Consider the following 21,954-nt stretch of genomic DNA (forward strand, 5'->3'; position numbering starts at 1 on the left):
TCAAATGTTGGGTTCGGCACCGCGCCGCTTCTATAAATCCGTCGCCATGACCGAAGATGCGCGTGGCTGGCAGGTGACGCTGGATGGCAAGGTGCTGCGTTCGCCGGCAAAGAACGATCTCTATCTGCCGACCAAGGCCATGGCCGTGGCGATTGCGGGGGAATGGGACGCGCAGAGCGAAAAGATTCGCCCGCACAGCATGCCCCTGATGCAGTTCGCCGCCACCGCCATCGACCGGGTCGCGGCGGAACGCGCCCGCATCGTAGCTGATCTGGCAGGCTATGCCGCCACGGACCTCATCTGCTACCGCGCCAGCGAACCGCCGACCTTGGTGGAACGGGAAACCCAGGTCTGGGATCCGCTCCTGGATTGGCTGCGCCGCCGCTATGACGTCTCGCTCAACGTGACCAATGGTATCGTCGCCATCCCGCAGCCTCCGGCCACTTTGGAAGCGCTGACACGGGTCGTCGACGGCTACGACGCCTTCAAGCTCTCGGCGCTGGCGACGCTGGTCTATGGCGCCGGGTCGCTGGTCATTGCGCTCGCCGTCGCGGAAGGGGAACTGACCGCGGAACAGGGGGCTCATGCGGCCCAGCTCGACGAGCTTTATCAGGCCGAACGGTGGGGCGAGGATAAGGAAGCCGTCGACCGGCGCATTGGTCAATTGGCCGAACTGGTTTCGGCCCGGCGCTTTCTCGATCTGTTGGCTTGAAACCCATTCATGTGATGATTAGGCGGTCTGAACCCTCCGACAACGCCTGGAAAAGCACGCTTTTCCTTGGGTTTGCCGATTCTTCATGCTATCCAGGACGCGCTTTTCGCACCTGCGGAAAATAAGCGCGGGGCGAACTCTTTCGTGGGAGGGGGACTAGCCGATGCAGGAAATCCTGAAACAGCTGGAAGAGAAGCGCGCCGCAGCGCGTGCCGGCGGTGGCAAGAAGCGCGTCGAGGCGCAGCATGCCAAGGGCCGCCTCACAGCGCGCGAGCGTATCGAATTGCTGCTCGACCCGGATTCCTTCGAAGAATGGGACATGTTCGTCGAACATCGCTGCCATGATTTCGGCATGGGCTCGCAGCGTGTCCCGGGCGATGGTGTGGTGACCGGCTATGGCACCGTCAATGGCCGGCTGGTTTTTGTCTTCAGCCAGGATTTCACCGTCTTCGGTGGTTCGCTCTCCGAGGCGCATGCCGAAAAAATCTGCAAGGTGATGGATCAGGCCTTGCGTGTCGGCGCCCCCGTCATCGGCATCAACGATTCCGGCGGTGCCCGCATCCAGGAAGGGGTAGCATCGCTCGCTGGCTATGCGGAGGTGTTCCAGCGCAACATCATGGCATCCGGCGTCGTGCCGCAGATCAGCGTCATCATGGGCCCCTGTGCCGGCGGTGCGGTCTATTCGCCGGCCATGACAGACTTCATCTTCATGGTGAAGGACAGTTCTTACATGTTCGTCACCGGTCCCGAAGTGGTGAAGACCGTGACCCATGAGACCGTAACCTTCGAACAATTGGGCGGCGCTGTCACCCATAGCCAGAAATCCGGCGTTGCTGATCTCGCCTTCGAAAATGATGTCGAGGCACTTTTGGAAGTGCGCCGCTTTGTCGACATGCTGCCTGCCTCGAACCGGTCGAAGGCGCCGGCGCGGCCGACGACGGACCCGATCGACCGCGATGAGATGTCGCTGGATACCTTGATCCCATCCAACCCCAACAAGCCCTACGACATGAAGGAACTCATCCAGAAGGTGGTGGATGAGGGCGACTTCTTCGAGCTGCAGCCCAATTTCGCACACAACATTCTCACCGGCTTTGCGCGGCTGGGTGGCGAGACGGTGGGCATCGTTGCCAATCAGCCGATGGTGCTGGCCGGCTGCCTCGACATCGATTCATCCCGTAAAGCCGCGCGTTTCGTGCGTTTCTGCGATTGCTTCGAGATTCCCATCGTGACCTTCGTTGATGTGCCGGGCTTTCTGCCGGGTACGACACAGGAACATGGCGCCATCATCAAGCATGGCGCCAAGCTGCTCTTTGCCTATGGCGAGGCGACGGTGCCGAAGGTGACGGTCATCACCCGGAAGGCCTATGGCGGTGCCTATGACGTCATGAGCTCGAAGCATCTCCGCGGTGACGTCAATTTCGCCTGGCCCACGGCCGAGATCGCAGTCATGGGCCCGAAGGGCGCGGTCGAGATCATCTTCCGCGCTGATGCGGGCGACGCGACCAAGATCGCCGAACGGACCGAGGAATACCGCCAGAAATTCGCCACACCCTTTGTCGCTGGGGCGCGCGGATTCATTGACGACGTGATCATGCCGCATTCGACGAGGAAGCGCATCTGCCGGTCACTCGCCATGCTCAGGGATAAGAAGATCGAGAATCCCTGGAAGAAGCACGACAACATCCCGCTTTAAGCCGGGGCGGGAGAAGTAGGGCCATGTTCAAGAAGATCCTGATTGCCAATCGCGGCGAGATCGCCTGCCGCGTCATCAAGACCGCCAAGGCCATGGGTATCAAGACCGTGGCGGTCTACTCGGAACCCGATGCGGATGCGTTGCATGTGCGACTGGCTGACGAAGCCGTGGCGATCGGTCCGGCGGCGGCACGCGACTCCTATCTCGTCATCGAGAAGATCGTGGAAGCCTGCAAGGCCACGGGCGCCGAAGCCGTCCATCCCGGCTACGGCTTCCTTTCCGAAAACATGAAGTTCGCGGAGGCGCTCAAGAAGGCCAAGATCACCTTCATCGGTCCTGATCCCCATGCCATTCACGCCATGGGCGACAAGATCGAATCGAAGAAACTCGCCAAGGCTGCCGGCGTCAACATGGTGCCGGGCTTCCTCGAGGTGATCAAGGACGGCGATCATGCCGTCAAGATCGCCCGCGAGATCGGCTATCCGGTCATGGTCAAGGCCTCGGCCGGCGGTGGCGGCAAAGGCATGCGCGTTGCCTATAACGATGCCGAAGCCAAGGACGGGTTCCGCTCCGCGACGTCGGAGGCCAAGGCCAGTTTCGGCGATGACCGGATCTTCATCGAGAAGTTCATTGAGGAGCCGCGCCATATCGAGATCCAGGTGCTGGCCGACGGTCACGGTACCTGCCTCTATCTGGGCGAGCGCGAATGCTCGATCCAGCGCCGCCATCAGAAGGTAATCGAGGAGGCGCCAAGCCCCTTCCTCGATGAAAAGACCCGGGCCGCCATGGGTGAACAGGCGGTGGCGCTGGCCAAGGCGGTCAAATACAAATCCGCCGGCACGGTCGAATTCATTGTCGATGGCAAGCGTAATTTCTATTTCCTCGAGATGAACACGCGCCTCCAAGTCGAGCATCCGGTCACTGAAATGGTGACCGGCCTCGACCTCGTCGAACAGATGATCCGCATTGCCTATGGCGAGAAACTCAAGCTGAAACAGGCGGACGTGAAGCTGAAAGGCTGGGCGATCGAGGCCCGCGTCTATGCCGAAGATCCCTTGCGCAATTTCCTGCCCTCGACCGGCCGCCTGGTGCGCTACCGAGAGCCGGTAGGCGGGTCCAGCGTGCGTGTCGATTCCGGTGTCTATGAAGGTGCCGAGATCAGCATGTTCTACGACCCCATGATCGCCAAGCTGGTGGCCTATGGCCCCGACCGCAAATCGGCGACACAAACCATGCGCGAGGCGCTGGATGCGTTCTACATCCGCGGCCTCAACCACAACATGCCGTTCCTCTCCGCCTTGATGGCCCATGAACGCTTTGCTGCCGGCCGTCTCACCACCGGTTTCATCGCCGAGGAGTTCCCCGACGGCTTCCATGGCGTTGCCCTGCCGGCAGAAGCTCTCTCCGACCTGGTTGCCGTGGCCTCCGTCGTCCATCACCGCTATGAGCTGCGCGCCCACGCCCGCGCACCGCGCTTCCATGCCAATGGCAGCATGGTCGACGGCAAATGGGTCGTGAAGCTTGGCGACACCAAGCATGAGGCGACTGTGGCTGAGACCGCTGCGGGCTTCGCCGTCATCGCCGGCAGGAAGAGCCATGAGTTGGTGAGTGACTGGAAGCTGGGCGACGTGTTGTGGCGCGGCCGTATCGATGGGCGCAATATCACGATCCAGATCGACCGGATCGGCATCGGCTATCGCCTGACCTATGCCGGTGCCCAGGCCAATGTCCTGGTGCTGGCACCGCGCGCGGCCGAACTCGACCGGCACATGCTGGTGAAGCAGCCGCCGGACATGTCGAAATATCTGCTCTCCCCGATGCCGGGCCTGCTGGTGTCGCTGGCGGTCAAGGATGGCCAGGAGATTAAGGCCGGCGAGGAACTTTGCGTGGTCGAGGCGATGAAAATGATGAACATTCTCAAAGCCGAGCGCGACGGCACGGTCGCCAAGATCCACGCTAAATCCGGCGATAGCCTTAGCGTCGACCAGGTCATTGTGGAATTCGCCTGATGCCCCTCCTGCCCGCCGGCTGGGTTGCCAGGCGCTGCCAGATCATGGGCAAGGTGCAGGGTGTCTGGTACCGCGCCTGGACAATTCAGGAAGCCCAGGCGCGCGGCCTCAAGGGGTGGGTGCGCAACTGTGCAGATGGGTCGGTCGAAGCGCTCTTTGCCGGCCCGCAGGCCAAGGTCGATGACATGATCGCGGCTTGCCACCAAGGCCCGCCAGCCGCGCGTGTGACGGGTGTCGGTGTTGAGGATTTCGCAGGCGACATTCCCGATACTTTCGCGAAAAGATCCGGTTCCTGAAAACAAGAAGAGCGAGATCAACATGGACCTGGGACTAAGTGGTAAACGCGCGCTGGTATTGGGTGCGAGCCAAGGCCTGGGGGCCGCCTCCGCGGCAGCGCTGGCGGCGGAGGGTGTCGAGGTGGTTCTGCTTGCGCGCAGCGCCGACAAGCTCCAGGGCCAGGTCACGGAGATCGCCGCCAAGGGTGGCAAGGCGTCGGCACTGGTGGCCGATCTCGGCCGTGCCGCCGATCTCCAATCCATTCTCGGCGATGCACGCGGCTACGACATCCTGGTGCTGAATTCGCCGCCGCCACCGCCGGTCAAGGCCGGTATGGTCGATCGCGCTGCCTGGACCCAGCAATTCGATTCGATGTTCCTCAACCAGATCGATCTCGCTGGCCATCTCGCCAAAGGCATGGCAGCCCGCGGCTGGGGGCGCATCATCTCGATCGCATCAACGTCAGTGCAGGAACCGATCCCGGGCCTCGTCTATTCCAATGCCTTGCGGGCCGGCCTCAATGGCTGGCTGAAATCGCTGTCGGACGAACTGGCACCGCAAGGCGTCACCGTCAACACCGTGGCACCCGGTGCCTTTGCCACCGAACGCACCCATTCCCTCGATGCCGCCGCCGCCAAGCGCGCCGGCCGTGCCTTGGAAGAGGTGGCCGCCGAAGGTGCTGCCGGCATTCCGGTCGGCCGCTACGGCGACCCCACAGAATTCGGTGCCATGGTCGCGTTCCTTGCCGGCAGGCAATCCGCCTATACCACCGGCGCCTTCTTTCGTCTGGATGGTGGGTCAAGCCGTGGTGGCAGTTGAGATCTTCATAAACCAGGCGGTCTGATTGATGCCGGCGATACCGCTGCCCTTTGTTGTCGCGCTGCTGCTGGTCATTCTGCTGGTGCGCATGTCGGGCAGCATGAAGGACGAAGCCGCCGACCGCCCGGCCATGATCTTTGTCGGCATGTGCCTGGTCATGGTGACGACTGTCGGGTTGCGCTGGAGCCTCGATCTGGCGGTGGTGCGATTCATTCAACCGATTGTCGCAGCATTGCTGCCGCCGACCGCCTGGATATGTTTCACCGGGCTGGCGCACCGCAGGCCATTGGCGCGGTGGCGCTTGTGGGGGCATGCTGTCCCGGTTGCGCTCATCATTCTTCTCTCGGCAACTTGGCGGATATGGCAATCGCCGATTGACGTCGTGCTGTTCGCCCAGTTCTTCGGCTACGGATTTGCCTTGCTGCGGCTGGCCTCGGGCGGCCCTGACGCACTTGGCGCAGCCCGGTTGAGCGATGCCAAGAATGCTCATCTGGCGGTGAAACTGGCTGGCTTGATGCTGATTGGATCTGCCTTCGTCGATCTCCTGGTCGCGGTCGATTTTGACGTCAATCGGGGTATTCACGCGGTATCGATCGTTGCCATTGCCAATCTGCTGCTGCTGGCACCCCTCGCCTATCTGGTTGCCATGGTCGGGCGCAGCCGCCCAGCGCTCGACATGGACGCGGCGGTGCCCGCACAACAGGTGGAAATAGCACCCTCAGATAGAGACATCGGTACTGCCGTCGATAAGTTGATGCGAGAGACATCCCTGTTCCGCGATCCCGATCTTACCCTTAACCGCCTGGCGCGGCGTGCTGGGCTTCCAGCACGTCAGATATCGGGAGCCATCAATCGCCTGCACGGCTGCAACGTCTCCCAGATGGTCAACGAATACCGGATCAAGGAAGCCAGGCGACGACTCAAGGTGACCGATGAGCCCGTCACTACGATCATGTTCGAGTGCGGTTTTCAGACCAAATCGAACTTCAATCGCGAGTTCCGCCGGATCACCGGCATGAGCCCGAGTGACTATCGCCGCTCGGGCCCCGGAATTGAGCCGGTTACTTCTGTGGCAGCGCATCCATCAGAAACGCAATGATTAGGTCGGCCACCTGCTGATGGATGGCAGCCCGATCATGTCCGCCGCCATCCTGGCAAACGATCCCGTCGCCGGGCGTTTCTTCTTCGATCATGGCCGCGGCGCCTGGTTTGCAGATGGGCAGGAAGCTGAAATGCGCCGCGTCGGCGAGCTCAACATAGCGCGTGGTCGCTGCTGGCAAATGATCTGCCAGGTAACCGGATTCGAGACGGGCCGGAATCTTGGGATTCGGGGCACCTGCGGCAATCACCAGGACAGGCACATCGACCGCAGCGAGACTTGCCGGATCGAAGCCTCGGGCAAGGCCCAGGTCGAGCGAAACCGCGGCCTTGACGCGCATGTCCTTCAGGTCCGTACCCAGCATGGCTTTTGACGCCGAATCCTCTCCGGCATGGATCTCCCGGTACACAGCGCAGGCTGCCAGTACTGGATGGGTCTGGCAATCGGCCGTCAAGCGGCCCGGATCGAGGCGGCCGCCTGCAATCTCGATGGCCGTCCATCCGCCGAGCGAATGACCGATGACGGCAATGCGATCCGATGCGATGAGGCTGGCCAGAGCAGAATCCATCAGCAGCGCATCGATGACGCGGCTCAGGTCGTGCGGCCGTTCCCAAAGCCTGCCGGACATGGGCGTGTTCATATCGCGGCTGGTCGTGCCGGGATGATTGGTCGCCGCTACGATATATCCCTGCCGGACAAGTGCGTCCGCCAGCCAGGCCTGGTTCGTCCAATTGCCGCCATAGCCGTGCGACATGACGACGAGCGGATGACGCCCGGGGGTCGGCTGCGCATCTTTGACAACGGGCAGACTCACAAAGGCTGGATTGTCGCCGACAGGCGTCGGCGTCCGGCTACCCTTGGCCGGATACCAGATGCCCATATCGAGGGACCGGCCGCCACCGGCCGGGGACACTGTGACCGCACGAAAGCCGACGGCATCGGCAGCCTGGGCCGTGTGGCCAAAAAAGCAAGCGATGGCAAGAAAAGTAAAAAGGTGACGCAGCATGGTGACATCTCCAGCGACAGGCCATTGGGTTTGGTCTGTCAGCTGTGCCCCGAAATGAGCGGGGCGGAGACCTCAAACGCGATCTAGGTCGTGCCAGGAGGCAAAATATCTGAGCTATTCATCCCCCAAACACCTCCTCAAACGCTGCTTTCAGCGCCATGTCGAGTTCCGGCATGGTTACCATCTGCCCCAGCTTGGCCAATGAGGTGACACCGTAGGGGCTGACCGCACTCTCGCTGATCCCGCAAGGCACGATGCCGTCGAAATGCGAAAGGTCGGGGTCGAGGTTGATGGCGATGCCGTGGAAGCTCACCCAATGGCGCAAGCGGATGCCGATCGCGCCGATCTTGTCTTCGCGCCCGGATCCCAATGAGCCATCCGCCACCCAGATGCCGACCCGGCCCTCGCGCCGCTCGGCCCGTACATTGAAGCGGGCGAGGGTGCGAATCACCCATTCCTCAAGATCGTGCACAAACCGCCGCACATCGGCGCCGCGCTTCTTCACATCCAGCATGGTGTAGGCCACCCGCTGCCCGGGGCCGTGATAGGTGAACTGCCCGCCACGGCCGGTTTCATAGACCGGGAAGCGGTCGGGCTTGAGAAGATCCCCAGGCTTGGCGCTGGTGCCGGCGGTGTAAAGCGGCGGATGTTCCAGCAGCCAGATCATTTCCGAGGCGGTTCCGGCGCGAATCTCGGCCACCCGCCGCTCCATGAATTCGACCGCTTCCGGGTAGGGGATACGCTCGTCGGTGATCCGCCACGCCAATTCCTGCAATTCACCCACGGCAAGTCCTTTGAAAGGTTGGGTTTTTTGTTTGCTTGATCCTCACGCCCCGATTTGCTATTCCCCGCGGCGCTGTCTGGCAAGGGTCAAGTGACCTTTCGGGCGCGGTCGTGGCGGAATTGGTAGACGCGCAGCGTTGAGGTCGCTGTGGGGCAACCCGTGGAAGTTCGAGTCTTCTCGACCGCACCATAATCTCCAGGTAGTTGGGCCCAACCTCAGGGCCATCGGATAGTCCGGGCGCTGGCCCCGGCTATCTCCATGAATCGACATCCAAAAAATCGCCCTCCGGGGCACGGCGCAGGGTGGCATCCCTGACGCTGATGGCTATAATCCGCGCCACTTAACCCGGCCAACAGCGGCTGGTGCCGCATTATTTGGGCAGGGGTGACATGGCGGACGACAGCATCAGGGCAGGTGCCCTCGAATATCACCGGCATCCCAAGCCCGGTAAGATCGCCATCCAGGCGACCAAGCCGCTGGCCAACCAGCGCGATCTGGCCTTGGCCTATTCCCCGGGCGTGGCCGCAGCATCGGAAGCCATCGCCGCCGATCCCGCCATGGCCGCCGAATATACCAGCCGTGGCAACCTCATCGCCGTGGTCACCAACGGGACAGCTGTCTTGGGCTTGGGTGCCATCGGGCCGCTCGCTGCCAAGCCGGTGATGGAAGGGAAGGCTGTCCTCTTCAAGAAATTCGCCGACATCGACGTGTTCGATATTGAGATCAACGAGACCGATCCGCAGAAGCTGGTCGACATCATCGCCAGCCTTGAGCCGACCTTCGGCGGCATCAATCTCGAAGACATCAAGGCCCCCGAATGTTTCGAGGTCGAGGGCAAGCTGCGCGAACGGATGAAGATCCCGGTCATGCATGACGATCAGCATGGCACCGCCATCGTCGTCGCAGCCGCCCTCATCAATGCGCTGGAGGTGGTCGGCAAGAAGATCGGCGATGTGAAGCTGGTAACCTCGGGTGCCGGTGCCGCGGCTCTTGCCTGCCTAGATCTCCTCGTGGCGCTGGGCCTGTCCGTTGACAACATCACCGTGACCGACATTGTCGGCGTGGCCTATGAAGGCCGCACGGAATTGATGGACCCGCGCAAGGCCAAATATGCGCGCAAGACCGATGCGCGCACCCTGGGCGATGCCATCAAGAATGCTGATATCTTTCTGGGCCTCTCCGCGCCCCGCGTGTTGAAGCCGGACATGGTGGCGCAGATGGGCCAGCGCCCGATCATCTTCGCGCTTGCCAACCCGACACCGGAAATCCTGCCGGAAGAAGTGAAAGCGGTGCGGCCCGATGCCGTCATCGCCACCGGCCGTTCCGACTACCCAAACCAGGTCAACAACGTCCTCTGCTTCCCCTTCATCTTCCGTGGCGCCCTTGATGTGGGTGCGACGCAGATCAATGAAGCGATGAAGGTTGCCTGCGTTTATGCCATCGCCAAGCTCGCGCGCGCTGAAAGCAGCGACGTGGTGACCTCTGCCTATGGCGGGCAGGAAACGGAGTTCGGCCCGGAATTCCTGATCCCCAAGCCCTTCGATCCGCGCCTTATCGTCGAACTGGCACCGGCCGTTGCGCGTGCTGCCATCGACAGCGGTGTCGCTACCCGACCGATCACCGATTGGGCCGGCTATCGTAGTAGCCTCGAGCAATTCGTGTTCCGCTCAGGCCTGGTGATGAAGCCGGTCTTCGAACGCGCCCGCGCCGACAGGCGCCGCATCGTCTATGCCGAAGGCGAAGACGAGCGCGTGCTGCGTGCTGCTCAATCCGTGGTCGACGAGCGGCTGGCCTATCCCATCCTGGTCGGCCGCAAATCCGTGGTCGAGCGGCGCATTGCCAAAATCGGCCTGCGCATGACCGAGGGGCAGGATTACGAGTTGTGCGATCCCGAAGGTGATCCACGCTACAATGAATATTGGACACTCTATCATTCGCTGACCGAACGGCGTGGTGTCACACCGGATTCGGCTCGCACGCTGGTGCGGACGCGCAATACCCTCATCGCTGCCCTCATGGTGCGGCGTGGCGAAGCCGATGCGCTGATCTGTGGCGCCGTCGGCCGCTTCGAGCGGCATCTGGGCTATGTCAACGAAGTGATCGGCCGCAAGCCGGGCCTCCGCGCCTATTCGACCCTGACCGCAGTGCTTCTCACCTCGGGCACCTTCTTCATCACGGATAGCGACGTGACCGCCAACCCGACCGAGGATGAAGTGGCAGAAAGCGCTGTCCTGTCGGCCGCCTGGCTGCGGCGCTTCGGTATCGTGCCCAAGGCGGCCTTGCTGTCGCATTCCAATTTCGGTAGCGCGGATACCGATTCCGCGCGCAAGATGCGCCGGGCTCTCGGCCTCATTCTGCAGCGTGATCCGGAGCTGGAAGTCGAAGGCGAGATGAAGGGCGATTCCGCCGTCTCCGAGGCGATCCGCGAACGCATGTTCCCCTCGTCGCGTTTGAAAGGCCGGGCCAATCTGCTGGTCATGCCGAATCTGGACGCGGCCAACATCACCCTCAATCTGTTGCGTGTCCTGGGCGAAGGCCTCGCCATCGGCCCCATCCTGCTCGGCACCAATTTGCCAGCCCATATCGTTTCGCAGAGTATTTCCGTGCGCGGCCTCATCAATATGAGCGCCGTTGCGGCCGTCGAGGCCCAGGATAAGAAATCGCGCGAGGCGGTTGGCCATGGCCGGCCCTGAAACACCTAAGGTCCCTGAGGAGTCCAAGCAGGTCCCTGGCGACGAGACCGACAGAGTCCCTACCGTCGAGACGGTGGATGAGGAAGAGCTTTACGGTCCCTCGGAAGAGTTGCTGGAGAATATCAATGCAGCCTTGAGTGCCGGCGACATTCCGCTGGTCGAGGCGCTCATTGAGCCGCTGCACCCGGCCGACGTCGCCGACCTCATCGAACATCTCGAACCCGACCAGCGCAAGCTGTTCCTCGACATCACCCGGCACGCGCTGGAACCGGAGACCATCTCGCATCTCGACGAGTCGCTGCGCGACGAGGTCGTTGACCAGATGGCGCCGGCCGAACTCGCCGAGATGGTGAGCGAGCTCGACACTGATGACGCCGTCGACATTCTCGAGGACCTCGACGAAGACACCAAGCAGCAGGTGCTGGATAATGTGCCGGCAGAGGATCGCGCATTCCTCGAACAGGGTCTGACTTTCCCGGAAGACAGCGCCGGCCGCCTGATGCAGCGCGAGCTGGTTGCCATCGCCTCGCATTGGACGGTGGGCGAGACGGTCGACTATCTGCGCACGGCCGAGGATCTGCCGGACGATTTCTACGATCTCTTCGTCATCGACCTGGCCCACAAGCCGGTGGGCTCCATTCCTTTGTCGCGCGCCATGCGTAGTGAACGGGCAACCAAGCTCACCGAGATCATGGACGAGGAGTTACGCCTGGTGCCGGCGGATACCGACCAGGAAGCCGTCGCCTATCTTTTCCGCCAATATGCCCTGGTCTCAGCGCCGGTGGTTGACGGCGATGGCAGGCTCATCGGCGTGGTGACTGTCGACGATATCGTGCGCGTTATTGACGAAGAGGCCGAGGAAGATCTCCTCAACATCGTCGGCGTCGGTGACACTGATTTTCATGCACCGGCCTATAAGACCGCCTTCTTGCGCGTGCGCTGGCTGGTGGTGACCTTGATCAACACCCTGGTTGCCAGCTTTGTGATCTCCCGCTTTGAAAGCACGATCGGCAGCTATCCGGCCCTGGCCGTTCTCATGCCGATCACGGCGGCCATGGGTGGCAATGCCGGCGTGCAGGTCATCACCGTGACCGTGCGCGCGCTGGCAACCAAGGACATCACGCCAACCTCCAATGTCATGCGCCTCATTGGCAAGGAACTGGCGGTGGGCTTCATGAACGCCATCGTCTTTGCCGTCATCTTAGGCACGCTGGGCGGTCTGTGGTTCGGGCATCTCGGCCTTGGTTTCGTGCTGGGCGGCGCCATGATCTTCAACATGGTCTGGGCCGGTTTTGCCGGTACCGTCATCCCACTTGCCATGGACAAGCTCGGCTTCGATCCGGCGACCGGCGCCGGCCCGTTCCTCACCACGACCACCGACTGTCTCGGCTTCTTCGCCTTCCTGGGTTTGGCGACCTTGTTCCTGACCTGATTGGGTGGCAGGATGCCTCCCGCCACTGGCGCGAGGTATCTCATATGAATTTCCCCACCCTCGATTTCGATCTCGGCGAGACTGCCGATGCGCTGCGCGAAAGCGTTGCGGCCTTCGCGGCTGCGGAAATTGCACCGCGGGCTGCCGACATCGACCGCGACAATGATTTTCCGGCCGATCTATGGCGCAAATTCGGCGACATGGGCCTCCTTGGCATCACGGTCGAGCCGGAATATGGCGGCGCCGGCATGGGCTATCTCGAGCATGTCATCGCCATGGAGGAAATCAGCCGTGCCTCCGCTTCGGTCGGCCTTTCTTATGGCGCTCATAGCAATCTCTGCGTCAACCAGATGCGCCGCAACGGGACCGAGGCGCAGAAGCGCCAGTATCTGCCCGGCCTCATCGATGGCAGCAAGGTCGGTGCTTTGGCCATGAGCGAGCCGGAGGCTGGCTCCGACGTCGTTTCCATGCGCTTGAAGGCCGATGCGGCCAGCGGTGGCTATGTGCTCAACGGTGCCAAGATGTGGATCACCAACGGGCCGGACGCCGATGTGGTGATCGTCTATGCCAAGACCGATATCAGTGCGGGCCCACGCGGCATCAGCGCCTTTATCGTCGAACGCGGCGACAAGGGCTTCTCCTGTGCAAGGAAGCTCGACAAATTAGGCATGCGCGGCTCGAACACAGGTGAACTCATCTTCGAGAATTGCTTTATCCCCGCGGATCGGCTGCTGGGCACCTTGGACGGCGGCGTCCGCGTGCTGATGAGCGGTCTCGATTACGAGCGCGCCGTGCTGGCTGGCGGTCCCTTGGGTATCATGCAGGCCTGCCTCGATCTGGTGCTGCCCTATATTCACACGCGCCGCCAGTTCGGCCAGCCGATCGGCACCTTCCAGTTGATGCAGGGAAAGGTCGCCGACATGTATACCCTGATGAATGCCGCCCGCGCCTATGTCTATGCGGTCGCCAAGTCCTGCGACAAGGGCCGGACCACGCGCAAGGACGCCGCTGGCGCCATTCTGTTTTCGGCAGAAAAAGCCACACTTTTGGCGCTCGATGCCATTCAATGTCTGGGTGGAAACGGCTATATCAACGACTATCCGGCCGGCCGCCTGCTGCGCGATGCCAAGCTCTACGAGATCGGGGCGGGCACCTCGGAAATCCGCCGCATGCTGATCGGCCGCGAATTGTTCGACGAATCGGCGTGAGGTGATTCCATGACCCTCGAGATGCGCAGTGAATGCGAAAAATGCGCGCGGCTCCTGCCGCCCGATTCCGATATCGCCTATATCTGTTCCTATGAATGTACCTGGTGCGCGCCCTGCACCGAAGCCATGAACCATATCTGCCCTAATTGCGGTGGTGACCTGCAACACCGCCCGACTCGAAAAAAGGAAAGTTGATCACATGCCGCGTCAGTTGATTTCGTCCGGTTCCGCCTTTGAAAAAGTTGCCGGCTATTCCCGCGCTGTCGTCGACGGCGATTGGATCTTCGTTTCCGGCACCACCGGATTCGACTATGCCAAGATGAGCATCTCGGAAGATGTCGTCGAACAGACTCACCAGACCTTCCGCAACATCGAAGCGGCCTTGAAGCAGGCCGGCTCCAGCCTCAAGGATGTGGTGCGGGCGCGCTACATCATCGTCAATCCGGCCGACTGGCCGGTCGTGGCGCCCGTCTTTGGCCAGTATTTCGGCGATATCCGCCCGGCCTCGACGGCGATTATCTGCGGTCTGGTCGATGCCAAGATGAAGATCGAGATCGAGGTCACGGCGAAACGGTCCGGAAATTGAGTGGGGGTGCCTGACATGCCGACCGTTCTCATCACCGGCGCCAATCGCGGCATCGGCCTCGAACTGACACGTCAATATGCGGCGGGCGGCTGGGACGTCATCGCCTGCTGCCGCAAGCCGAAAGAGGCGACAGCCCTCGCCAAACTCAAAGGCAAGATCGAGCTGAAGGCGCTCGACGTCGCGAAACCCGCCTCGATCGTGAAGCTGGCGGCAGCTTTGAAGGGGCGTGGCATCGACGTTCTCCTCAACAATGCCGGCATCCTCGGCCGCCGTGTGGGCTTCGGCAAGGCGGACGCCAAGGAGTTCTTGTCCTTGCAACAGGTGAACGCGCTCGGCCCGCTGCTGATGGCCGAGGCCTTTGCGGTCCATGTGCGGAAGTCCAAGGAAAAGAAGATCGTGGCCATTACCAGCGGCCTTGCCTCGATCACCAATGTGAATGAGGCGAGCTCCTACGCCTATCGTGCCTCCAAGGCATCGCTCAACATGGTGATCCGGAAGCTGGCGTTCGATCTGAAGAGCAAGGCCATCCTGGCCGCAGCCATCAGCCCGGGCTGGGTCCAGACTGACATGGGCGGCAAGAATGCCGTGCTGAAGGTCGAGGACAGTGCCGCCGGCATCATCAAGGTGATTGCGGGCCTGGACGCCGACAATTCCGGCAGCTTCTTTGGCTATGACGGCAAAACCATTGCCTGGTGACCTCCTCATGTCGACCGCGATCGAATTCTATTTCGACTTCTCCTCGCCCTATGGCTATTTCGCCGCTCACCGCATCGACGCGGTAGGTGCCGAATTCGGGCGCGAGGTGATTTGGCGGCCGATCCTGCTGGGGGCAGTGTTCAAGGCGTCTGGGCAATCGCCACTGGTGAGCCAGCCCATGCGCGGCCCTTATCACCTCCATGACATGCAGCGGACGGCGCGGCGCCTGAAGCTGCCGTTCCAATTGCCCGACGGTTTCCCGATCGCTGCCATCGCGGCCTCGCGCGCCTTCTACTGGGCCGAGCAACAATCACCGGCCGACGCCAAGCGCCTGGGCCTCGCCTTGTTCGACGCGGCCTTTGCCAAAGGCATCAACACCGCCACCACCGACGCGGTGGCCGCCATCGCGGCGGAAGCCGGTTTCGATGCCGAGGATATCTGCGCTGGCATTGCCACCACCTCCATCAAGGAACGCCTCAAGATGGAGACCGATGGTGCCATCGAACGTGGCATTTTCGGCTCGCCCTTCTTTATCGTCGGGGGCGAGGCCTTCTGGGGCAATGACCGTATCCCCGATCTACGCGACTGGCTGCAGACCGGCGGCTGGTAGTCCCCTCATTCAAGGAACGTCCCATGCTCGATCAAACGCTGGCCCGTGACATCATCGCTGCCGTCGATGCCGGCTTCGACACGCAGGTCAAGGAGACGATGGCATTGACCGCGCTACCGTCCCTGCGCGGGGCGGAGGCGACGGCGCAGGATTTCATGGCGCAGCATTACCGCGCGCGCGGCCTCGGCGTCGATCATTGGAAGATCAATGTCGAGGACATCCAGCATCTGCCCGGCTTCTCGCCGGTGGCGGTTTCCTACGACAATGCCTTCAACGTGGTGGGTGCGCACCGGCCGCGTGAGGTCAAAGGCCGTTCGCTCATCTTGAACGGCCATATCGACGTCGTACCGACAGGTCCGCATGATCTCTGGTCGCGGCCGCCCTTTGAATCATATGTCTCTGGCGACTGGCTCTATGGCCGCGGCTCCGGCGATATGAAGGCTGGGCTCTACGGCTGCCTGGCGGCCTTTGACGCGTTGGATCGCTTGGGGTTGCGTCCGGCGGCACCGGTCTATCTGCAATCGGTCGTCGAGGAGGAATGTACCGGCAATGGTGCTTTGGCCTGCTTGCAGCGCGGCTACCGCGCCGATGCGGCGATCATCCCTGAACCGATGGGTGACAAGCTGCTCCACGCCCAGCTCGGCGTCATGTGGTTCCAGGTGAAGCTGCGTGGCAAGCCGGTCCATGTCGCCTATGCCGGCACCGGCTCGAACGCGATCGAGGCTGCCTTCCCGGTGATCCAGGCGCTCCACAAGCTGGAAGAGCGCTGGAATGCCGAGAAGCACGAGATCTGGGCTGAGCACCGCCACCCGATCAATTTCGTGGTCTCCAAGATCGAAGGTGGCGACTGGACCTCGAGTGTCCCTGCCTGGTGCACCTTCGACATGCGCATCTCATTTTACCCCGGCATGGAGCTGGCGCGCGTGCGCCGCGATGTCGAGGAAACCGTGCGCGCTGCCGCGACCGGTCATTCCTATCTCGCCAACAACCCACCGCAGGTGGTCTATCACGGCTTCCAGGCGGAACCCTATGTGCTGCAGAATGGCGATGCCGCGATCGCCTGCCTTGAGGGCGCCCATCGCCTGGCCTTTGAGGCGGAATTGCCGCGGGTCGCTACCACCGCCACGACAGACGCCCGCTTCTTCGGCCTCTATGCCGACACGCCGGCCCTGGTCTACGGCCCGCTCTCCGAAGACATCCACGGCTTCGACGAACGTGTGAGTTTGAGCTCGCTGAAGAAAATCACGCAGGGCATAGCCCTCTTCATGGCCGATTGGTGCGGGGTGGAGAAGAAGTGAGGGGTATCATGAGAACGCTGGGTGTTGGCCTTTTGCTTCTGCTGGCGGCTTGCGTAGCCACACCGCCTGCTGATCCGAATGTCAGGGCCTGCGAGCCGTTGCCGGTCGGCGAGTGTCTGACGCTGCTTCAGCAGCGGAACCTCCAGGCGAAATCCGTCAACGATGTGCTGATGGCCATTGCAGAATTACACCTTTCGCACGAGAAGCCGGAGCCGGCGATCGAATATCTGGACGTGTTGAAGGAGCGTGACGACAAGTCCGCCCTCCCTTTCCGCAAGCTCGGGGACGCATTCAGCATGTGGGCTGGCCAGAAACAGACTGTACTGGATAGCGCCAACGATCTTCTGTCTGCAAGCAACTATCTACTTGCATCCGTGAACTACTTGCTGGCATCCACCAAAGATCCGAGCAACCAAGCGAATTACGTCGATGCTACAAGAACCGCGGTCGCGGCTGGTGCCTGCGAGATCGCGGAATCGGTGCGCCAGCAACACGAAAAGCGCTTTGGTAAGAACGACCGCCAGCACGAACTGGCGGCCCTCGTTCATCAGAAGTGCAGCTGACGGGTGCCGTTCCTTACGGCAGCAGAATATACGTCTTGCGCACTGTCTCGTGGATCTCCCACACGCCGAGGCTTTCGGCGGGGAAATAGAGGGCATCGCCGGCGTTGATCTCGATCACCTGGCCGCTCTTGGCGTGGAAGGTGGCGCGGCCGCTGATGAAATGGGCGAACTCCGCTTTGCGGATCTGCCGGTTCCATTTGCCGGGGCTGCATTCCCAGATACCGAAATCGGGTTCTTTCCCTTTGTCGGTAGGCGAGGTGCCGCGCAACTGCGCCACCGGCTCACCCAACGGTTCTGCAACCTTGCCCCAATCTTCAAGGGCCGCCGAGTTGATGCCGGCAGTGTTGGCAAGGCGCTTAATCATGGAAAGACTCCCAAGAGGCATGATGGCGGCAGGAGATCTGCCGATGAAGATTAGTGCTGTTCTTTGACCGGCTGGAACGCCATGGCCTCGGCGAGGGCTGCATTGAGGTCGCTGCTCGACAGCTCGCCTTTATACTTGTCACGCAGGCCAGCGACCTTGTTGAGCTCGCCCGGTTCCTTGAGATAGGTGGCGGCAATGGTGAGCCAGGTGAAGGAGGCTTTCTTGTCGACCGGCGATCCCTGGCCCTGCGCATCCATGACAGCGAGGCCGAGCATGGCTTCGGGATGACCCTGGGCTGCAGCCCGGCCATACCATTCACGCGCCAGCTTGAAATTGGTGGGGCCGGCCCAGCCATACTGATAATAGCCACCCAGGCGGTATTGTGCCTCCGGGTCGCCTTCCGGCGCCATCTCCTTCAGCTTGAGATAGGCGCCGACCTTATCGCCCTCGAGCTCCTTCTTGAGGACCTCCTGAAGGTCCTCCGGCGCAGCCCAGGCCGTGGTGGCAAGCATGGTCGGGACGGCTGCGGTCAGCAGGGACGCGGCCAGGGCGAGACGAATGAATGTGTGCTTCGACATGGCGGGAGAATTGCCGATCTTGGGCGGCCATGCAACTGCGGCAGCAATGAAAATTGCTCCCCCGTGACACCCGTCACAGACGGCATCATGGGGGGTCAGGCGAATGGACTGTCGGCATAATCTGCCCCGTTCCGCCGCCCAACCGGGCGCCAGAAAAGGACGTTATCCAAGGAATCTGACCGGGAACGGTGGCACAGGCCGTCCGAAAAGGCGGTCGGCCGCCGTTCTGGTCAATTGTCCTTGCGGATACTGGTAAACTGGTCTTCGAGAATGCTCTTCACCAGATCCTGCACGAACTCGGCGGTCGTCTCAGTGCCATGCTTGGCGACCAAGGCGAACAAGGCTGCCGAAATCGACATCGTGCCGATGGTGTCGAAGGGAACGCCCTTTTTGAAGGCGTCTTCCCAATAGGCGTTGAACATATCGAAGCACAGCTTGCGCTGTTCCTCGTCGGTGATCGGGGGCGCGCTCATTTTCTGCCCTTGTGACAATGCGGTCTCCATAGCCATCTCCTTGAACGTGGACCGTGTCATCCTCAGCAAACCCCGTGCCAAAACTGAATCATCACAGGATATTGGGGTGAATGCTTACCGTCCAACGAGTCGTTGTGGCGATTAGACCTGTAGCCTCATAACAAGTGATTAACAACGCTGACTGCATTCCCGATTCGGGGGAAAATACTGCCGAGCGCCACAGCGTAGTTCCTCCCCCTTCAGGGGAGGCCAGTCGGCGAATGCCAACATTCGTCGGCGGGGTAGGGGCATGGGTGATGATCCTGGCAAAACGAAACTGAAGGCCGCCCCCACCCCGACCCTCCCCCTAAAGGGAGAGGGTGGTCTCCTACTCACTTCAGAAACGCCGCCTGCTCATGCACCTCGATGAGGGTCGGGCCGTCGGCCTTGAGGGCCAGCTCGATGGCGGCCTTGAGCTCGGCAAGGCTCCCCGGCTTCACCGCATGGGCGCCGAAGGCCAAGGCCAGGGCCTGGTAATCGGGATTGCGCGGCTTCACCCCCAGTTCGGGGATGTCGAGCTCGATCATGTCCTTGGCGATCTGGCCGAAGGCGTCATTGTTCCAGACGATGATGGGGAGGGGCAGGCGCTGTTCGACCGCCGTTCCCAGGTCCTGGACCGTGAACATGAAGCCGCCATCGCCGGCCAAGGCCACCACCGGCTTCTCCGGGCAGGCGATCTTGGCGCCGATAGCGGCCGGCAGTGCATAGCCCAGCGTGCCGAAGCCGCAGGGGTGGAACCAGCGGCGCGGGCCTTCGAACGGGAAGGTGAAATTGCCGGTATAGGCGATCTGGGTCATGTCGCTGACCACGATGCCGTCCGCCGGCAAAGCGGCGCGCAACGTATCCAGCACCTTCACATGCTTTTGCTGCAAGGGGGTGAGATTCGCCCGCACCGACCCGCGCAACTCGGCCGCGGTGTCGAGGTCAGCACGGCGCCCGGCCTTTATGCCGTCGGTGAGCGCCGTCAAGGTCGGGCCAGCATCAGCGAGCAGGCCGACGCTGGGCTGATAGTCGCGGGTCAGCGTATGGGCGTCGAGGTCGATGCGGATAAGCTTGCCATTGAAGGTCAGCCGGTCGACCCAGGAATCCGTTTCCGCCATCTCGGTACCGGCGGCGATGACCAGATCGGCTTGAGCCAGCAGCTTCTGCGTCGCCGGCAGCAACATGGTACTGCCCAGGCTCTGCGGATGACTGTGGGGCAGGACGCCTTTGCCGGCCGTGGTGGTGACGCAGAGCGCCCCCGCTTTCTCGACGAAGGCCTTGACCTCGGCAGCATAGTCGACGGTACCGCCACCAACGATGACGATCGGCGCCTTGGCGCCGTCGATGAGGGCGATGGCTGCAGCCATGTCGGCGGCACTGGCTTTCGGGCGCTGCGCGGTCTGCCGCTTGGGCTGGCCGACATCGGCCGCCGCCGCCAGCATGTCGAGCGGAAACTCCAGAACCACCGGGCGCGGCCGGCCGGTCTCGAACAGCTTATAGGCATCAGCCATCGCCTGCGGCAGTTCGGCGGCGGTTTTGATGGTCTTGGTGAATCCCGTAAGCGGTGCAATGGCGGCACGCTGGTCGGTGATTTCATGGAGACGCCCGCGTCCCTTGCCAAGATCGCCGGTCGCATTGACGCTGCACAGGATAAGGACCGGCACAGAATCGGAAAAGGCCTGGCCGATCGGTGTTGCGGCATTCATGAGGCCAGGCCCCGTGATCAAGCAGGCAACGCCTGGCTTACCCGACGCGCGCGCATAGCCATCCGCCATGAAGCCGGCACCCTGCTCGTGGCGCACACCGATGTGGCGCATCTTGCGGTCAGCGAGTCCACGGTAGAGATCCAGCGTATGCACGCCAGGGATACCGAACACGGTATCGACGCCATAGGTTTCGAGCAAAGCAATGGCGGCGTGACCGCCTATTTGGTTGGCACCCATCATATCCCCTGACTTGGTATCTTCGATTGCTGCTGGATCTGCCGCGCGTGGCGGCTATTTCGTTGGTGGCGGACTTTAGCCGAAAGCAGCTGTATGCAGCAATAGACGGAACCGCCCTTTTCCGGCTAGAAATGGGCCTTAGAGGTGCATTCCATGGATCTGCTGCAGCAACTTGCCGCCATCATCCTGCCGGTGCTGGTGGTGCCGGCCATTGGCTTTATCTGGGCGCGGTCGGGCAATACTTTCGACAACCGCTTTGTGACCCAATTGGTGACCAATATCGGCACGCCGGCCCTGGCGGCCGATGCGTTGACGCGCATCCGCGTCGATACCGGGGCGCTCGTGGAAATGGCTGGCCTCACCGCGCTCTGCTTTGCCGGCTTCATTATCCTCGGCCTGGTCGTCCTCAAGATCATGCGTTTGCCCAATCACTCTTATCTGCCGGCCCTGATCTTTCCCAACACGGGCAATATGGGCCTGCCGCTCGCGCTCTTTGCCTTCGGAAATGAAGGCCTTGCATTTGCCGTGGTCTTTTTCGCCATCTCGATCACGTCGCAATTTACCCTCGGCATGTCGCTGGCTTCCGGCAGTTTCAGTGTCACCCGCCTGCTGCGCATGCCGCTCATCTACGCCATCATCTTTGCCCTTGTCGTGCTGTCTTTCGGTTGGCAATTGCCGGTCTATGTCAGCAACACGCTGCAATTGCTGGGTGGCCTCACCATTCCGCTGATGCTGCTGGCGCTGGGCGTCTCGCTGGCGCAGCTCCGTGTCACGCGTCTGCCGCGCAACCTGCTGCTGTCGATCGTGCGTCTGGGCGGCGGCGCCCTCATCGGCTTCTCCGTCGGGCATTTCGTCGGCGCCTCGGATCTCGCCACCGGTGTGCTGATGATCCAAAGCACCATGCCGGTTGCCGTCTTCAATTATCTCTTTGCGCAATATTACAGCCGGGAACCGGCAGACGTCGCCTCGATGGTGGTGATCACGACGGCCTTGTCCTTCGTGACACTGCCGGTGCTGCTCTATTTCATTTTGTGAGCCAGAGCACGCGGGGGTTTGGTTGCCACCGCCTCACCCAGATTGCTTTGGTG

Annotated in this window: 22 protein-coding genes and 1 tRNA gene; 17 read left to right on the forward strand and 6 right to left on the reverse strand. The window is 61.9% G+C overall.

The window, feature by feature from the left end; genetic code table 11:
* The first annotated feature begins 4 nt into the window (after positions 1-4).
* The 6 genes from AC1DWZ_RS07765 (at position 5) to AC1DWZ_RS07790 (ending at position 6,611) form a co-directional block, all read left to right on the forward strand.
* Entirely contained in the window at positions 5-712 is a 708-nt protein-coding gene (locus AC1DWZ_RS07765; protein WP_477168307.1) for an ATP12 family chaperone protein, read from the forward strand.
* A 163-nt stretch (positions 713-875) separates the two neighbouring features.
* Entirely contained in the window at positions 876-2,408 is a 1,533-nt protein-coding gene (locus AC1DWZ_RS07770; RefSeq protein WP_477168308.1) for an acyl-CoA carboxylase subunit beta, read from the forward strand.
* A 23-nt stretch (positions 2,409-2,431) separates the two neighbouring features.
* Positions 2,432-4,417, forward strand: a complete 1,986-nt coding sequence (locus tag AC1DWZ_RS07775; protein WP_477168309.1) for an acetyl-CoA carboxylase biotin carboxylase subunit — start codon at positions 2,432-2,434, stop codon at positions 4,415-4,417.
* Entirely contained in the window at positions 4,417-4,713 is a 297-nt protein-coding gene (locus tag AC1DWZ_RS07780) for an acylphosphatase (RefSeq protein ID WP_477168310.1), read from the forward strand. The genes AC1DWZ_RS07775 and AC1DWZ_RS07780 overlap by 1 nt, the downstream gene beginning before the upstream one ends.
* A gap of 22 nt (positions 4,714-4,735) precedes the next feature.
* The gene (locus AC1DWZ_RS07785; protein ID WP_477168311.1) at positions 4,736-5,512 is read left to right on the forward strand and encodes an SDR family oxidoreductase; all 777 of its coding nucleotides are present in this window, start codon (positions 4,736-4,738) and stop codon (positions 5,510-5,512) included.
* Between the two features lie 28 nt (positions 5,513-5,540).
* A complete protein-coding gene (locus tag AC1DWZ_RS07790) occupies positions 5,541-6,611 on the forward strand; it encodes a helix-turn-helix domain-containing protein (protein ID WP_477168312.1) in 1,071 nt (356 codons plus the stop codon).
* Here AC1DWZ_RS07790 and AC1DWZ_RS07795 read toward each other — a convergent pair.
* Together AC1DWZ_RS07795 and lipB are read right to left on the reverse strand one after the other, a co-directional pair.
* The gene (locus AC1DWZ_RS07795) at positions 6,574-7,617 is read right to left on the reverse strand and encodes an alpha/beta hydrolase family protein (protein ID WP_477168313.1); all 1,044 of its coding nucleotides are present in this window, start codon (positions 7,615-7,617) and stop codon (positions 6,574-6,576) included. The genes AC1DWZ_RS07790 and AC1DWZ_RS07795 overlap by 38 nt on opposite strands.
* Positions 7,618-7,735: 118 nt before the next feature.
* On the reverse strand, positions 7,736-8,383 hold the full coding sequence (gene lipB / locus AC1DWZ_RS07800; RefSeq protein WP_477169484.1) for a lipoyl(octanoyl) transferase LipB: 648 nt from the start codon (positions 8,381-8,383) through the stop codon (positions 7,736-7,738).
* Positions 8,384-8,505: 122 nt separating this feature from the next.
* Here lipB and AC1DWZ_RS07805 point away from each other — a divergent pair.
* The 10 genes from AC1DWZ_RS07805 to AC1DWZ_RS07850 all read left to right on the forward strand — a co-directional run bounded on the left by AC1DWZ_RS07805 (position 8,506) and on the right by AC1DWZ_RS07850 (position 17,487).
* Positions 8,506-8,590: transfer RNA gene (locus tag AC1DWZ_RS07805), tRNA-Leu, on the forward strand.
* A 200-nt stretch (positions 8,591-8,790) separates the two neighbouring features.
* Positions 8,791-11,094, forward strand: a complete 2,304-nt coding sequence (locus AC1DWZ_RS07810; RefSeq protein ID WP_477168314.1) for an NADP-dependent malic enzyme — start codon at positions 8,791-8,793, stop codon at positions 11,092-11,094.
* A complete protein-coding gene (gene mgtE, locus AC1DWZ_RS07815) occupies positions 11,081-12,526 on the forward strand; it encodes a magnesium transporter (protein ID WP_477168315.1) in 1,446 nt (481 codons plus the stop codon). The genes AC1DWZ_RS07810 and mgtE overlap by 14 nt, the downstream gene beginning before the upstream one ends.
* A 44-nt stretch (positions 12,527-12,570) precedes the next feature.
* Positions 12,571-13,734 (forward strand): isovaleryl-CoA dehydrogenase, encoded by a 1,164-nt coding sequence (locus AC1DWZ_RS07820; RefSeq protein WP_477168316.1) that lies wholly within the window; start codon positions 12,571-12,573, stop codon positions 13,732-13,734.
* A gap of 21 nt (positions 13,735-13,755) precedes the next feature.
* The gene (locus AC1DWZ_RS07825; RefSeq protein WP_477169485.1) at positions 13,756-13,929 is read left to right on the forward strand and encodes a DUF1272 domain-containing protein; all 174 of its coding nucleotides are present in this window, start codon (positions 13,756-13,758) and stop codon (positions 13,927-13,929) included.
* 4 nt (positions 13,930-13,933) lie between these two features.
* The gene (locus AC1DWZ_RS07830) at positions 13,934-14,320 is read left to right on the forward strand and encodes a RidA family protein (RefSeq protein ID WP_477168317.1); all 387 of its coding nucleotides are present in this window, start codon (positions 13,934-13,936) and stop codon (positions 14,318-14,320) included.
* A 15-nt stretch (positions 14,321-14,335) separates the two neighbouring features.
* A complete protein-coding gene (locus AC1DWZ_RS07835; protein ID WP_477168318.1) occupies positions 14,336-15,016 on the forward strand; it encodes an SDR family oxidoreductase in 681 nt (226 codons plus the stop codon).
* Between the two features lie 7 nt (positions 15,017-15,023).
* The gene (locus tag AC1DWZ_RS07840; protein ID WP_477168319.1) at positions 15,024-15,626 is read left to right on the forward strand and encodes a DsbA family protein; all 603 of its coding nucleotides are present in this window, start codon (positions 15,024-15,026) and stop codon (positions 15,624-15,626) included.
* Positions 15,627-15,649: 23 nt separating this feature from the next.
* Positions 15,650-16,924 (forward strand): ArgE/DapE family deacylase, encoded by a 1,275-nt coding sequence (locus AC1DWZ_RS07845; protein WP_477168320.1) that lies wholly within the window; start codon positions 15,650-15,652, stop codon positions 16,922-16,924.
* 8 nt (positions 16,925-16,932) lie between these two features.
* Positions 16,933-17,487 (forward strand): hypothetical protein, encoded by a 555-nt coding sequence (locus AC1DWZ_RS07850; RefSeq protein WP_477168321.1) that lies wholly within the window; start codon positions 16,933-16,935, stop codon positions 17,485-17,487.
* A 13-nt stretch (positions 17,488-17,500) separates the two neighbouring features.
* Here the strand turns inward: AC1DWZ_RS07850 and AC1DWZ_RS07855 are convergent, their stop codons facing one another.
* The 4 genes from AC1DWZ_RS07855 to AC1DWZ_RS07870 form a co-directional block, all read right to left on the reverse strand.
* Positions 17,501-17,851 (reverse strand): cupin domain-containing protein, encoded by a 351-nt coding sequence (locus AC1DWZ_RS07855; RefSeq protein ID WP_477168322.1) that lies wholly within the window; start codon positions 17,849-17,851, stop codon positions 17,501-17,503.
* A 50-nt stretch (positions 17,852-17,901) separates the two neighbouring features.
* On the reverse strand, positions 17,902-18,429 hold the full coding sequence (locus tag AC1DWZ_RS07860; RefSeq protein ID WP_477168323.1) for a tetratricopeptide repeat protein: 528 nt from the start codon (positions 18,427-18,429) through the stop codon (positions 17,902-17,904).
* Positions 18,430-18,659: 230 nt separating this feature from the next.
* Positions 18,660-18,902, reverse strand: coding sequence for a hypothetical protein (locus tag AC1DWZ_RS07865; RefSeq protein WP_477168324.1), 243 nt, complete (start codon positions 18,900-18,902; stop codon positions 18,660-18,662).
* Between the two features lie 371 nt (positions 18,903-19,273).
* Positions 19,274-20,866: a 5-guanidino-2-oxopentanoate decarboxylase gene (locus AC1DWZ_RS07870; protein WP_477168325.1), complete on the reverse strand. Its 1,593-nt coding sequence runs from the start codon at positions 20,864-20,866 to the stop codon at positions 19,274-19,276.
* A 153-nt stretch (positions 20,867-21,019) separates the two neighbouring features.
* Between AC1DWZ_RS07870 and AC1DWZ_RS07875 the strand changes: the two genes are divergently transcribed.
* Positions 21,020-21,901, forward strand: coding sequence for an AEC family transporter (locus AC1DWZ_RS07875; RefSeq protein ID WP_477168326.1), 882 nt, complete (start codon positions 21,020-21,022; stop codon positions 21,899-21,901).
* Positions 21,902-21,954: the final 53 nt, after the last annotated feature.

The organism is Dongia sp. P2_B8, assembly GCF_056404715.1.

What these genes read in the sequence shown, in the direction of transcription:
- AC1DWZ_RS07765 (WP_477168307.1), top strand. Translation starts at nt 5, where the DNA reads ATGTTGGGTTCGGCACCGCGCCGCTTCTATAAATCCGTCGCCATGACC.
- AC1DWZ_RS07770 (WP_477168308.1), top strand. Translation starts at nt 876, where the DNA reads ATGCAGGAAATCCTGAAACAGCTGGAAGAGAAGCGCGCCGCAGCGCGT.
- AC1DWZ_RS07775 (WP_477168309.1), top strand. Translation starts at nt 2,432, where the DNA reads ATGTTCAAGAAGATCCTGATTGCCAATCGCGGCGAGATCGCCTGCCGC.
- AC1DWZ_RS07780 (WP_477168310.1), top strand. Translation starts at nt 4,417, where the DNA reads ATGCCCCTCCTGCCCGCCGGCTGGGTTGCCAGGCGCTGCCAGATCATG.
- AC1DWZ_RS07785 (WP_477168311.1), top strand. Translation starts at nt 4,736, where the DNA reads ATGGACCTGGGACTAAGTGGTAAACGCGCGCTGGTATTGGGTGCGAGC.
- AC1DWZ_RS07790 (WP_477168312.1), top strand. Translation starts at nt 5,541, where the DNA reads ATGCCGGCGATACCGCTGCCCTTTGTTGTCGCGCTGCTGCTGGTCATT.
- AC1DWZ_RS07795 (WP_477168313.1), bottom strand. Translation starts at nt 7,617, where the DNA reads ATGCTGCGTCACCTTTTTACTTTTCTTGCCATCGCTTGCTTTTTTGGC.
- AC1DWZ_RS07810 (WP_477168314.1), top strand. Translation starts at nt 8,791, where the DNA reads ATGGCGGACGACAGCATCAGGGCAGGTGCCCTCGAATATCACCGGCAT.
- mgtE (WP_477168315.1), top strand. Translation starts at nt 11,081, where the DNA reads ATGGCCGGCCCTGAAACACCTAAGGTCCCTGAGGAGTCCAAGCAGGTC.
- AC1DWZ_RS07820 (WP_477168316.1), top strand. Translation starts at nt 12,571, where the DNA reads ATGAATTTCCCCACCCTCGATTTCGATCTCGGCGAGACTGCCGATGCG.
- AC1DWZ_RS07825 (WP_477169485.1), top strand. Translation starts at nt 13,756, where the DNA reads ATGCGCAGTGAATGCGAAAAATGCGCGCGGCTCCTGCCGCCCGATTCC.
- AC1DWZ_RS07830 (WP_477168317.1), top strand. Translation starts at nt 13,934, where the DNA reads ATGCCGCGTCAGTTGATTTCGTCCGGTTCCGCCTTTGAAAAAGTTGCC.
- AC1DWZ_RS07835 (WP_477168318.1), top strand. Translation starts at nt 14,336, where the DNA reads ATGCCGACCGTTCTCATCACCGGCGCCAATCGCGGCATCGGCCTCGAA.
- AC1DWZ_RS07840 (WP_477168319.1), top strand. Translation starts at nt 15,024, where the DNA reads ATGTCGACCGCGATCGAATTCTATTTCGACTTCTCCTCGCCCTATGGC.
- AC1DWZ_RS07845 (WP_477168320.1), top strand. Translation starts at nt 15,650, where the DNA reads ATGCTCGATCAAACGCTGGCCCGTGACATCATCGCTGCCGTCGATGCC.
- AC1DWZ_RS07850 (WP_477168321.1), top strand. Translation starts at nt 16,933, where the DNA reads ATGAGAACGCTGGGTGTTGGCCTTTTGCTTCTGCTGGCGGCTTGCGTA.
- AC1DWZ_RS07855 (WP_477168322.1), bottom strand. Translation starts at nt 17,851, where the DNA reads ATGATTAAGCGCCTTGCCAACACTGCCGGCATCAACTCGGCGGCCCTT.
- AC1DWZ_RS07860 (WP_477168323.1), bottom strand. Translation starts at nt 18,429, where the DNA reads ATGTCGAAGCACACATTCATTCGTCTCGCCCTGGCCGCGTCCCTGCTG.
- AC1DWZ_RS07865 (WP_477168324.1), bottom strand. Translation starts at nt 18,902, where the DNA reads ATGAGCGCGCCCCCGATCACCGACGAGGAACAGCGCAAGCTGTGCTTC.
- AC1DWZ_RS07870 (WP_477168325.1), bottom strand. Translation starts at nt 20,866, where the DNA reads ATGGGTGCCAACCAAATAGGCGGTCACGCCGCCATTGCTTTGCTCGAA.
- AC1DWZ_RS07875 (WP_477168326.1), top strand. Translation starts at nt 21,020, where the DNA reads ATGGATCTGCTGCAGCAACTTGCCGCCATCATCCTGCCGGTGCTGGTG.